Raw genomic sequence first — 12416 nt, 5'->3', positions numbered from 1 at the left:
CCCCGCCACGGCCTGGCCCAGCCCGCCCCGCCCGTGGAGGACGGCGTGATCTCCACGCCGTACCCGCTGCCGGACCAGGTGGACGCGATACCCGGCGGGGTCACCGTGGCCCTGCTGGGCACCGGTCTGACCGCGATGGACGTCATCGCCTCGCTCACCGTCGGCCGCGGCGGCGAGTTCGGCCCGGACGGCTACCGGCCCTCCGGCCGGGAGCCGCGGATCGTGCTGGCCAACCGCAACGGCTGGCTGCCCTGTGGCCGCCCGGCCACCACCACGGAGCGGCGCGCGGCTCCGGCGGCGCACCTGACCGCCGACGCCGTCGCCGAGCTGCGGGCCGGCACCGAGGACGGGCGGCTCGACTTCGCCCGCGACATCGAACCGCTGGTGCTGCGGGAGGCGCTGGGCCGGATGGCCGCCGCCACCGAGGCCGAGACCGCCCTGGTCACCCGGATCCTGCGCTCCGCCGCGGACGACGCGGACACCGCGGAGGGCGCGGACGGGAAGCAGGGCGGCACGCTGGACAGCTACCCGCGCTACGTCGAGCTGCTGATCGAGCGCGCCGAGGCGGACCTGCGCCAGGCCGAGGCCGGACTGGGCGTCAGCGCCGTCAAGGAGGGACTGGAGGTGCTCCGGGACCACCGCGACGGTCTGCGCGCGGCGGTGGACCCGCCCGGTCTCACCGACGAGTCGCACGAGTACTTCATGCGGCGCTACACCGCGCTGGTGAACCGGGCGGTGATCGGCCCGCAGAAGGAGCGCATCCGCGAGGTGCTCGACCTGATCGAGGCCGGCGTGGTGCTCCCGGGCCCCGGCCCGCGTCCGCTGCTCGCGCGCGACTCGGTGGGCTGGTGCCTCAGCTCGACCGAACTCGCCACGCCCTACCGGATCTACGCCGACGTGGTGGTCCGTGCCAACCTCGAGTGGCCCGCCGCCGACTCCGACGCCGACCCGGTCGGCCGCTCGCTGCGGAAGTGGGCCGTCACCGGCCCCGGCGGGAACCTCGTGCTGGACCGCGACGGCTTCCTCACCCCTCTCGGCGGTGACGTGGGCAACCGCAGCGTTGCGGTCTTCGGGCCGCCCGCCGAGGGCGCCAGCTACTACAACCACTACGTGCCGTCTCCGGGCGTCTGGTCGCGCGCGCTGACCGACCTCGACCGGGCCCTCGCGCCCCTGTTCGCTCCCGATGCCACCACCACGCGCCAGCCCGGGCAGACGGCCGGGCAGGCCCCTGACCGCGACCACGGGTCGCTGCAACCGAGCGCAGCCATCACAACCACGGAAGGCCAGTAACCACCATGTTGATCCTGGGATTCAAAGAGGGCCATGACGGCGGCATCGTCGCCATCGAGGACGGCAAGCTGCTGTTCGCCCTTGAGTCGGAGAAGGACAACTTCCCGCGCTATGACCGGCTGACCGCCGAGGTGATGACCCGCGCCGCCGGTCTCCTCGACCGGATTCCGGACGTGGTCGCGCTCAGCGGCTGGGTCAAGGGCTTCCACTCGGTGGAGCCGCCGTCCCGCGCCGGCTACTTCGGCGTGGGTGACGGTGCGATCCAGGACACGGCCGGCCGGTTCTACGGCAAGGACGTCCGGATCTTCTCCTCCACCCACGAGCGGTCGCACATCATGACCGCCTACGGCATGGCCCCGGCCGCCTCCGGCACCCCGCACTACTCGCTGGTGTGGGAGGGGAACATCGGCTCCTTCTACCGCATCGACGAGAAGGGCCACGTCACCCACCTCAAGCACGTCATGTCCGACCCGGGCAACAAGTACGCCTACCTGTTCTCCCTGGCGGACCCGAAGCACCCGGCCGGCAAGGGCTTCTTCAACTACAGCCACGCCGGCAAGCAGATGGCGCTGACCGCCTTCGCCGACGGCAAGCCGATCGGCAAGGCCGAGCAGGAGACGATCGACTTCATCCTCGCGCAGGAGGGCATCGTCCTCGGCGTCGACAAGGACGACCTGAAGTGGTCGCCGCTGCACAACGCCACCGTCGAGTCGCAGATCTACCGCAACGCCGCGCTGGCCCACTCCGACGCGATCTTCGGCCGCTTCTTCGACTACGCGGAGAAGAACCTCACCGAGGGCCTGCCGCTGCTCATCTCCGGCGGCTGCGGCCTGAACTGCAACTGGAACGCCCAGTTCCGCGAGAGTGGCCTGTTCTCCTCGGTGTTCGTGCCGCCGTGCCCGAACGACAGCGGCTCGGCGCTCGGCACCGCGATCGACGCCCAGTGGTTCCACACCGGCACCGCCTCCATCGAGTGGGACGTCTACGCCGGCGAGCACTTCGTCCAGGACATCGAGCCGGACCCGGCCAAGTACGAGGTCCGTCCGCTGGTCCACAGCGAGGTGGCCCGCTACCTGGAGCAGGGCAACATCATCGGCTGGGCCCGCGGCCGCTACGAGATGGGTCCGCGCGCCCTCGGCAACCGCTCCATCCTGGCCGCGCCGTTCACCGAGGAGACCACGGTCCGCCTCAACACCATCAAGGGCCGCGAGGGCTACCGCCCGATCGCTCCGATCGCCCTCGAGGAGGACGCCGACAAGTGGTTCCACGGCTCGGTGCACGACCCGTACATGCTCTTCTTCAACCGGGTCACCACCGATGACCTCAAGGCCGTCACGCACTTCGACGGCTCCGCCCGCACCCAGACCGTCACCCACGAGCGCAACCCCGGCATCGCCGACCTGCTGGTGGCGTTCCGCGACATCACCGGCTTCAGCGTGCTGTGCAACACCTCGCTGAACAACAACGGCCGCGGCTTCCTCAACACCACGAGCGACCTGCTCGAGTACGGCGAGAAGCACGGCCTGGACGGATACGTCATCAACGACACCTTCGTCACCCCGCGGAAGTCGTGACCGAAGCCCTCGCCGAAGTCGTCACCGAAGCGCCGCCGCTCGGGTGACCAGCACGTGGTGCGACCGCGCCGCCCCCAGGGGCCGCGGTCGCACCACGTGCCCACCTGTCGTTCCCCCCTGAATCCGGATCACGAGTCAGAGAGTTCTCGCATGACCTCCACAGATGTAAGCACGCAGGCCCCGCTCTCCTTCGGCCAGGAACAGCTGTGGTTCCTCGACCAGTTGACCCCCGGCGTCACCGTCTACAACATCCTGCTGGCCTCCCGGCTCACCGGTCCGCTCCGTGTCGACCTGCTGCAGCGCAGCCTCACCCTGATCGTGGCCCGGCACGAGGCGCTGCGGGTGACCATCCACGCCGAGGACGGCACCCCGTACCAGCTCCTGGCGGAGCCGAGCGAGGTCGAGCTCGAGATCGTGGACCGCACCGGTCTCGACGCCGAAAAGCAGCAGCTGGCGGTCGAGGAGTCGCTGCGAGAGCTCGCCAACAAGCCGTTCGACCTGCAGCAGGGCCCGCTGTACCGCTACCGCGTGGTCAAGCTGGCCGACGACAGCCACGTCTTCATGCAGAACCTGCACCACATCGTGACCGACGGCTGGTCCTCCGGCGTGGTCAACGCCGAGCTGGCGGAGGCATACCGGTCCCTGCTGGCGGGCCGCGAGCCCGAGTTCGCCGACTCCGGGTCCCAGTACCTCCAGTTCGCCCGCGAGCAGCGCGAGCAGATGCAGGGCGAGACCCTGAAGGAGGAGCTGGACTTCTGGGCGGAGCGGCTCGAGAACCTGCCCACCCTGGAGTTCCCGACCGACCGTCCCCGCCCGGCCGTGCCGGTCCGCGGCGCCGACTCGGTGATCCGCCCCTACCCGAGCGAACTGCTGATCAAGGCACGCCAGTTGGCGAAGGACCACGGCGTCTCGCTGTACATGGTGCTGGCGGCGGCGCTGAACACCGTGCTGTGCCGCTACACCGGCCAGGAGGACATCCCCATCGGGGTGCCGATGCTCAGCCGGATGGACGAAGAGCTGGAGCAGGTCGTCGGCCTGTTCGTCAACATGGTCGTGCTGCGCTCGGACCTCTCCGGCGACCCGACCTTCGCGGAGCTGCTGGAGCGCACCCTCGACGCCAACCTGGACCTCTACGAGCACCAGGAGGTCCCGTTCCACCTGGTCGTCGACCGGATCCAGCCGCAGCGCGTCACCGGCCGCAACCCGCTCTTCCAGATCTCCATGCAGCTGCTGGGTTCGGCCAACTCCGGTGGCAGCGTGGACTTCGAGGGAACCACCGGGGAGCCGGTCAGCCTGGCCTCCACCGGGTCGCGCTTCGACATGGCGATCGACTTCGTCGAGGACGGCGACACGCTCAAGGCGTTCGTCGAGTACTCCAAGGACCTCTTCGACGAGTGGCGCATCCAGGGGCTGCTCAACCACGTGGAGACGGTGCTGACCGCCGCCGTCGAGGACAGCTCGCTCAAGGTCTCACAGCTGCCGCTGCTGCCGGACGCCGAGCGGGAGGAGCTGCTCGCCGTCGGCAAGGGCGAGGCCGCCGAGTACTCCGAGGACGCGCTGCACGTCGGCCTGGCCAAGATCGCCGCCGAGACCCCGGACGCGATCGCGGTGGTCTGCCGCGGCGTCGAGCTGACCTACGGCGAGCTGGACCGGCGGGCCGACAGGCTGGCCCGGCACCTGCGCTCGCTGGGGCTGAAGCACGGCCAGGTGGTCGCCACGGTGATCGACCGCGACCTGGACGCCTACGTGGCCATGGTCGGCATCCTCAAGGCCGGCGGCGCCTTCGCCATGATGGACCCGAAGCTGCCCGCGGCCCGGCTCGACTACATGATCCGTGACACCGGGGCACCGGTGGTGCTGACCCGCTCGCCGCTGGCCGGCGCGCTGCCGGAGTCCTCCGGCTGGGCCCTGGTGCAGATCGACGCCGACTGGGCGGAGATCGAGAAGCACGACGCCGAGGAGCCGCTGGAGGAGTGGGCCGACCGCGAGTCGCTCGCCTACATCCTCTACACCTCCGGTTCCACCGGCACCCCCAAGGGCGTCATGATCGCCCACCGGGCGGTCTCCTTCTTCTGCGAGTCCTACCGCCGCCGCTTCGACTTCGGCCCGCAGGACCGGCTGCTGCAGCTGCCCGCGCTCAACTTCGACATGTCGCAGGGCGAGATCTGGACCGCATTCCTGGTCGGCGCCACGGTGGTGGCGGTCTCGCCCGAGGACGCCCAGTCGCCGGAGGCGCTGACCGCGCTGCTGCGCGACCAGCGGGTCACCTACGCCGGGCTGCCCCCGGCGATGCAGTCGGTCATGGAGCCGGAGCCCTACCCGGACCTCAAGTACGTCATGGGCGGCGCCGAGGTCCTCCCGCCCGAGCTGGTCAACAAGTGGAACCTGCCGGGCCGCCGCTACCTCAACCTGTACGGCCCGACCGAGTGCGCGATCGGCCAGACCGACTACGAGGTCGAGCACAAGGTGTGGACGACCCCGCCGCCCATCGGCCGGCCGCAGCTCAACCGCCAGGTCTACGTCGTCGACCAGTGGAACAACCTGGTGCCCAAGGGCGTCCACGGCGAGCTGCTGATCGGCGGCGCCGAGGGCGGCCTGGCCCGCGGGTACCTCAACCAGCCGGAGATGACGGCGGAGAAGTTCATCACCGACCCGTTCGACCCGACCAGCAAGGTCTACCGCAGCGGCGACCTGGTGCGCTGGAGCGAGGACGGCCAGATCGAGTTCCTCGGCCGGATCGACAACCAGGTCAAGCTGCGCGGCCTGCGGATCGAGCTGGGCGAGATCGAGATCGCGCTGCAGTCGCACCCGAAGGTGCTGCGCGCCGTGGTGCTGATGCGCCCCGACCGCCGTGGCGAGAACCGTCTGGTGGGCTACTTCACCTCGGTGGACGAGCAGCCGGGCACCGACGAGCTGCGCAGCCACCTGGCCGAGTCGCTGCCCGACTACATGGTGCCGACCGCGTGGGTGGCGCTGGACGCCTTCCCGATGAACAACGACGGCTGGAAGATCAACCGCAAGGCCCTGCCGGAGCCCGTCGACAGCGGCGACGGCCGCGAGTACCTCGCCCCCTCGACGCCCACCGAGACCGAGATCGCGCAGATCTTCGCCGAGGTGCTGGGCCTGCCCCGGGTCGGCGCGGACGACAGCTTCTTCGACATCGGCGGCAACTCGCTGCAGGCGCTGCGCGCGGTCAGCCGGATCAACAAGTCCTTCAAGATCCGCATCAGCGTTCGCCTGCTCTACGGCAACGCCGCCCTGAGCGCGATCTCCAAGGTCGTCGACGAGCTCGTCGCCGCCAAGGAGGCGAAGGCCCGTGGCTGACCTCGACCTCGACCGGCTGGTCCCGCTGCAGCCCGAGGGGAGCCGGGTCCCGCTCTTCTGTGTCCACGCCGTCTCCGGCTCGGCGTACTCCTACGCCGGGCTGACCCGGCTCCTCGGCGACGACCAGCCCGTGTACGGGTTCGAGGCCCCCGGCTTCGACAACGACCGCGAGCCGGTGACCGTGCTGAAGGAGCTGGCGGCCGAGTACGTCGACATCCTGCGGGCCTTCCGGCCCGAGGGCGAGTACCGGCTGCTGGGCTGGTCGCTGGGCGGGCTGCTCTCCTACGAGATGGCCAAGCTGCTCACCGCGGCCGGCTGCCGGGTGACGGTGCTGACGATGGTGGACTCCGGCCTGCCCTCGCCGCAGCCGCTCCCGCCGGAGCGGGACATCCTGATCCGCTACATCAGGGACATGATGGGCCTGTCCGACGAGACCCCGGCCGAGCTGCTGGCGCTCTTCGAGGGCTGGCCCGCGGACGTCGAGGCGGAGTTCGTCTTCGCCGCCGTCGAGGAGTCGGGGCTGCTGCCGGAGGAGTTCGACGCGGAGCTGCTCGCCGAGCAGTACGCCGTGTTCCGGGCGCACCTGGCCGGGTTCTACTCGATCGAGATCGCCGGCGTGCACGACGGGCCGGCGGTGCACATCATCGCCGGGGAGTCGCCCGCCGACGAGATGCGCTGGCAGCGGGTGCTGCCGCGGCTCAAGGAGTACACCGTCCCCGGCACCCACCACTCGGTGTGGAGCGGCGACTCCCTGGTCGCCCTGAGCCGCATCGTCCAGGACACCCTGGACGAGGCGGACGCCGCGGAGGCGACGGACGGGAGGACGGATGTCGGTCACTGAACCGCAGACCGACGAGGTCGCCGAGGCGCCGCTGCCGAGCCTGTGGCACCACGCCGACTTCCTCAAGTTCTGGGGCGGCGAGACGCTTTCGCTGCTCGGCACCCAGGTCACCAACCTGGCGCTGCCGCTGACCGCGATCCTCGCGTTCAACGCCAGCAACGACGAGGTGGGCGTGCTGCGCTTCCTGCAGCTCGCCCCCTACATCGGCCTGGCCCTGCTGTTCGGCGTCTGGGTCGACCGGGTTCGCCGGCGCACCGTCATGCTGGTCACCAACCTGGTGCGGATGGTGCTCATCGGGCTGGTCCCGGTGCTGCACTGGACGCACGAGCTCACCATGCCGGTGCTGTTGGTGCTCGCCTGCGCCATCGGCGTCGCCTCGGTGCTGTACGACGTGAGCTGGATGCCGTTCGTCCCCACCCTGGTGAAGGACCCCCGGCACTTCGTCGAGGCCAACGCCAAGATGGGGATCAGCTCCTCGATCTCCGACGTCGCCGGGCCCGGCCTCGCCGGCGCCCTGGTGGCGGCGCTGACCGCACCGGTGGCCATGGTCGTGGACTCGGTCTCCTACCTGGTCTCGGTCGGCTCGCTGCTGCTCGTCCGGGTGGAGGAGCCGCGTCCGGAGCAGACCGTGCGGCGGGATGTGAAGGCGGAGATCAAGGCCGGTCTGAGCTGGGTCTTCCGTAACCCGATCCTGCGCTGGCTGGCGTTCGTCGGGTTCTGCTGCAACTTCTCGATGATCACGGTCTGGACCATGTTCCTGCTCTACGGGACCCACGACCTGAAGCTCACCTCGGCCACGCTGGGCGGGATCTTCTCGGTGGCGTCGGTCGGCGGGCTCATCGGCGCGACGATCTCCCGCAAGATGATCGCCCGCTTCCCGCTGGGGCCGCTGTACTTCGTCTGCCAGTCGTTGCTGCTGCTCGGCCCGACGGTGATCGTGATCGCGGGTGGCCCCAAGCCGGTCGTGATCGGTCTGATGGTGGTGTCGTTCTTCACCACCTACGCCGGTCTCGGCGTGGCCAACGTGATCATCGTCAGCGTGCGGCAGACCACCACGCCGCAGTCGATGATGAGCCGGATGACCGCCTGCTTCCGGATGCTGCTCTTCGGCGGCGGGGCGCTGGGCGGTCTGACGGCGGGTCTGCTGTCCGGGGCGATCGGGAACAAGCACGCGCTGGAGGTCGCCGCGGCCTTCTCCGCCGCTGTGATCATCGCACTGGCGCTCTCCCCGGTCACCCGGCTGCGCGAACTGCCGCCGCCGGCGGCGGAGCCCGCCGTCGCGACGGCCTGACAGGCGCCTACGAAGGTCCGGCGCCGGGGCGCCGCTCGCTGACGAGCAGCGTCGGTGCCGGACCTTCCCACCGAAGGACAGGAGTGCCCGTGCGTGATCAACTGGCCGCTGCGATCGACAGGCTGATGGGCAGTGCCAGGAACGACCTGGCCGACCTGGTCGCGATCCCCTCGGTCGCCGACCCCCGGCAGTACCCGCCCGAGGAGTGCCGCAGGGCCGCCGAGTGGGTCCGCGACGCCTTCGCCGAACTGGGCTTCACCGGGCTGCGGCTGGCCGAGACCAGTGACGGCAGCCTGGCCGTCCTGGGTGAACGCCCCGGCCCCGAGGGCGCGCCCACGGTCCTGCTGTACTCCCACTACGACGTGCAGCCGCCGCTGGACGAGGCGGCCTGGACCTCACCGCCGTTCACCCTGACCGAGCGCGACGGCCGCTGGTACGGCCGGGGCGCGGCCGACTGCAAGGGCAACATCGTCGCCCACCTCACCGCGCTGCGGGCGCTGCGGGAGCTGGGCGAGGAGCCCCGGGTCGGCCTGAAGCTGGTGGTCGAGGGCTCGGAGGAGCAGGGCACCGGCGGGCTGGAGGACTACGTCCGCAGCCACCCCGAGGAGTTGCGCGCCGACGCCGTGCTGGTCTGCGACGCCGGCAACGCTGCGGCGGGCGTGCCGACGGCCACGGTCAGCCTGCGCGGTGTCGTCGAGGTCACCGTGCGGGTCGCGGCGCTGGCCTCGGAGGTCCACTCCGGCCAGTTCGGCGGGGCCGCGCCGGACGCCCTCGTGGCCCTGATCCGGATTCTCGCGACGCTGCGCGACGACAAGGGCGCGACCACCGTCGACGGCCTGGTGGCCGACGGCGTCTGGGCCGGACTCGCGTACCCGGCCGATCGGTTCCGCGCGGACGCGCGGCTGCTCGACGGCGTCGAGGTGCTGGGCGAGGGCGAGATCGCCGACCGGGTCTGGGCGCGCCCCGCGCTCACCGTGCTCGGCATCGACTGCCCGCCGGTGGTCGGCTCGGCAGCGGCCGTCCAGCCCCGCGCCGCCGCCCGTCTCAGCCTGCGTATCCCGCCCGGCACCGACGCGTCGGCCGCGCAGGACGCGCTGGTGGCGCACTTGGAGCGGGTCGCTCCGTGGGGTGTCCGGCTGGAGATCGAGCGCGGCTCCGTCGGCGCGGCGTTCCGCGCCGCCACCGACGGCCCCGCGTACGCCGCGCTGGGCGCGGCGATGCGCGACGCCTTCGGCCAGGACCTGGCCCTGCAGGGCCTGGGCGGGTCCATCCCGCTCTGCAGCACGCTCGCCGAGCTCTACCCGCGCGCCGAGATCGTGCTGATGGGGGTGGAGGAGCCGCGGTGCCTGATCCACGCGCCCGACGAGAGCGTTGACCCGGACGAGCTCTCCCGCATCGCCCTCGCCGAGGCCCTCTTCCTCCTCCGCTACCAGGGCTGACCCGCCGTCCCGGCCCGGCCTCCGGCGGGAAACCGCCCGGGCCGGGGCCGCACGGTCAGCCGGTCAGAAGAAGTCGCCGCTGTCGCCGTCGTAGTCGCCGCCGTCGAAGTCGCCGCCGAAGCCGCCGCCGTTGAAGTCGCGGCGCTCCTCGTACTCGCGGCCCTCCTCGAAGGCCTCGCGCTCGCGGCGGTCGTCGTCGCCGTCGCTCAGCATCTCGCCGATGAGCGCGCCGCCGATGAGGCCCGCGACACCCGCGCCGACGACGGCGCCGGTGCTGTGGCCCTGGCGGGGCTGCTGCGGGTACCCGGGCTGCGGGTAGCCCTGCTGGTAGCCGCCCTGCTGGGGGTACCCCTGCTGCGGGTAGCCGCCCGCGACGTAGCCGCCCTGCTGCGGGTAACCGGCGGCCTGCGGCGGCGTGTAGAACGGCGGGGGCGTGGTCTCGATGCGCTGGGCGCACTGCTGGCACGTCTGCACCGGGCGCGGGACACCCCACTGCGGCTGCCAGACCACGTTGACCGAGCCGTAGCCGTGCGAGGGGTCGAAGAAGCAGGTCACCAAATACTCCCAAGGCCGAACGTTGCACGCCGGTCCGTCAGGAACCGCTAGGAACCGGCTGTGGGGGATACGTGCGAACCCCCTGCCATGGTTCCCTGCCCCGGCTCTCCGGGGTGATTCCCGGCCACGGCTCAGCGGGCGTGCGCGCCGGAGGGACGGCGCGTCAGCACGGGTTCCAGGGCGCCCGTGCGCAGCCGCGCCACCAGCGGTTGCGCGTAGCGCCCGAGCGCCTTGCTGATCAGGTACGCCACCGGCAGCGCCAGCACCGCCGCACCGAGCACGTCGTGCGGGTAGTGAGCGCCGAGGTAGACGCGGCTGAAACCCTCCAGCACCGCGAAGCCCGTCGCGATCCACGCGAGCTGCCGGTCGAGCAGCCACAGCGCCGCCACCGTGGCCGCGGCCGTCGTGGTGTGGCCGCTCGGGAAGGCGTAGTCGGTGCGGACCGGGCAGGCCTCGACGATGTAGGCGTGCGGCATCGAGTAGCACGGGCGGATCTCGGCGACGAGCTTCTTGGCGACCTCGGCCACGGCGAACGCGCCGACCACGGCGACGGGCGCCGCCAGCGCCAGCGTCATCGCGGCGGTGTCGAGGCGCCGGGCCCGCAGGAAGCCGATCACCATCAGCACCGCGAAGACGACGAGTCCGGCGTTGGTCCACAGGTCCATCGGGGTGTTCAGCCACCGGGTGTCGCGGGCGAGGCCGGTGATGGTGCTGAAGAGGCCGCCGTCGATGCCGGAGCCGTCGAAGGCCAGGTACTGGTGCATGAAGCGGTTCTCTCGTGTTCGTGGTGGAGGTGGCGCGGGCCGTGGCAGACTCGGGCTGCACGAAGTTCTACAGGACCGTAGCAGGTGAAGGGAAGATGGCCGGAAGATGAACGAGAGGCGGCAGATGGGCGCGCTGGAGGCGGAGGTCCTGGAACTGCTCCAGTCCGCCGCGCCCGAGGCGCTCACCCCGGGCCACGTGCTGGAGCGCCTCGACGGCGTGCTCGCCTACAGCACCGTGGTCACCGTGCTGACCCGGATGCACGACAAGGGCCTGCTCGGCCGTGTCAAGCAGGGCCGCGCCTTCGCCTACAGCCCGGTCGCCGACCGCCACGGCCTGACGGCCCGTCGGATGCGCCAGGCGCTCGACGCCGACCCGGACCGGCACGCCGTGCTCGCCCGCTTCGTGGACGACCTCTCCCTCGGCGACGAGGAGATCCTGCGCGGCCTGCTCGGCGGAGCGCTGCCCATGCGCCCGCCGGGTGCGGACTGAGGAGCGGCCATGCCAGATCTCGCGCATCTCGTCCTCCACCTCGCGGTCAGCCTCGACGCGCTGCACCTGTTCTTCTACCTGCCGCTGCTCCTGCCCGGCCTGCTGGGCCTTGCCGCGCCCCGGCTCGCCGACCGGCTCGATCCGCGCGTCGCCACCTGGCTGCTGGCCGGCTCCGCCGTCGTCCTCGCGGGCGGCAGCACCGTCGCGCTCGGCGTGCTGGTCCTGGCGGGGCTGATCAGGGTGCCGCTGCTGGCCTTCCTCGGCCACTGGTCGCTCGGCTCCGTCCAGCAGGCCGACCCGGTCTCCAAGGCCGAGGCGGCGCTGGCCGCGGTGGTGCTGGCCGTCGTCGCGGTGGCCGCGCTGCGGCTGGTCCGACGCCGGGTCCGGGCGCTGGTCGCGGCGGGCTTCGAGGCGGCCTGCCTGCCCGGCGCGGGGGACTACGTGGTCATCGACGACCCGGCTCCCGAGGCGTACGCCCTGCCCGGCCACCCGGGCCGTCCCGGCCGGATCGTGGTCTCCTCCGGCATGCTGGCCGCGCTCGACGAGGGCGAGCGCGAGGTGCTGATCGCCCACGAGCGCACCCACCTGCGGGCGCACCACTACGCCTTCGTGGCCGTCGCGCATCTGGCCGCCGCCGCCAACCCGCTGCTGCGGCCGGTCGGCACGTCCGTCGCGTACACCGTCGAGCGCTGGGCGGACGAGACCGCGGCCTCCGTTTGCGGCGACCGGAACCGGACCGCCCGCGCCGTCGGCAAGGCGGCGCTCGCGGCCAAGCACGCGCCCGCGCGCAACCCCGCGACGGCGCTCGGCATCCGCGGCGGGCTGCGCCGCGGCGCGCTCAACGGCGC

10 protein-coding genes are annotated in these 12416 nt (G+C 71.7%); 8 read left to right on the top strand and 2 right to left on the bottom strand.

Annotation, left to right across the window (positions count from 1 at the left end):
* The 6 genes from TR48_RS32380 to TR48_RS32355 form a co-directional block, all read left to right on the top strand.
* A partial coding sequence (locus tag TR48_RS32380; protein ID WP_500799099.1) for an FAD/NAD(P)-binding protein occupies positions 1-1290 on the top strand: 1290 nt, incomplete at its 5' end.
* Positions 1291-1295: 5 nt separating this feature from the next.
* Entirely contained in the window at positions 1296-2864 is a 1569-nt protein-coding gene (locus TR48_RS32375) for a carbamoyltransferase C-terminal domain-containing protein (protein WP_042373947.1), read from the top strand.
* Between the two features lie 150 nt (positions 2865-3014).
* Positions 3015-6188: a non-ribosomal peptide synthetase gene (locus tag TR48_RS32370; RefSeq protein ID WP_042373945.1), complete on the top strand. Its 3174-nt coding sequence runs from the start codon at positions 3015-3017 to the stop codon at positions 6186-6188.
* Entirely contained in the window at positions 6181-7029 is an 849-nt protein-coding gene (locus TR48_RS32365; protein WP_052443238.1) for a thioesterase domain-containing protein, read from the top strand. The genes TR48_RS32370 and TR48_RS32365 overlap by 8 nt, the downstream gene beginning before the upstream one ends.
* Positions 7016-8320: an MFS transporter gene (locus TR48_RS32360; protein ID WP_042373943.1), complete on the top strand. Its 1305-nt coding sequence runs from the start codon at positions 7016-7018 to the stop codon at positions 8318-8320. Before TR48_RS32365 ends, TR48_RS32360 begins: the two co-directional genes overlap by 14 nt.
* A gap of 83 nt (positions 8321-8403) precedes the next feature.
* Complete coding sequence (locus TR48_RS32355) at positions 8404-9759, top strand: dipeptidase (protein WP_439654514.1); 1356 nt, start codon at positions 8404-8406, stop codon at positions 9757-9759.
* Between the two features lie 63 nt (positions 9760-9822).
* Here TR48_RS32355 and TR48_RS32350 read toward each other — a convergent pair whose 3' ends face one another.
* Both TR48_RS32350 and TR48_RS32345 read right to left on the bottom strand, forming a co-directional pair.
* Positions 9823-10314, bottom strand: coding sequence for a hypothetical protein (locus tag TR48_RS32350; protein WP_052443237.1), 492 nt, complete (start codon positions 10312-10314; stop codon positions 9823-9825).
* A gap of 131 nt (positions 10315-10445) precedes the next feature.
* Positions 10446-11078 carry a phosphatase PAP2 family protein gene (locus TR48_RS32345; protein WP_042373939.1) on the bottom strand — a complete coding sequence of 211 codons (633 nt, stop codon included), beginning with the start codon at positions 11076-11078 and terminating at the stop codon, positions 10446-10448.
* Positions 11079-11184: 106 nt separating this feature from the next.
* On the opposite strand from TR48_RS32345, the gene TR48_RS32340 reads away from it, so the two are divergent.
* Both TR48_RS32340 and TR48_RS32335 read left to right on the top strand, forming a co-directional pair.
* Positions 11185-11568 carry a BlaI/MecI/CopY family transcriptional regulator gene (locus TR48_RS32340; protein WP_042373938.1) on the top strand — a complete coding sequence of 128 codons (384 nt, stop codon included), beginning with the start codon at positions 11185-11187 and terminating at the stop codon, positions 11566-11568.
* 9 nt (positions 11569-11577) lie between these two features.
* A partial coding sequence (locus TR48_RS32335) for a M48 family metalloprotease (RefSeq protein ID WP_052443236.1) occupies positions 11578-12416 on the top strand: 839 nt, incomplete at its 3' end.

The sequence above is a fragment of the Streptacidiphilus neutrinimicus genome, from assembly GCF_000787815.1.
Lineage (GTDB): Bacteria > Actinomycetota > Actinomycetes > Streptomycetales > Streptomycetaceae > Streptacidiphilus > Streptacidiphilus neutrinimicus.
Note: the sequence above shows the minus strand (reverse complement) of the source record. Positions and strands in the feature narration are given on the sequence as shown.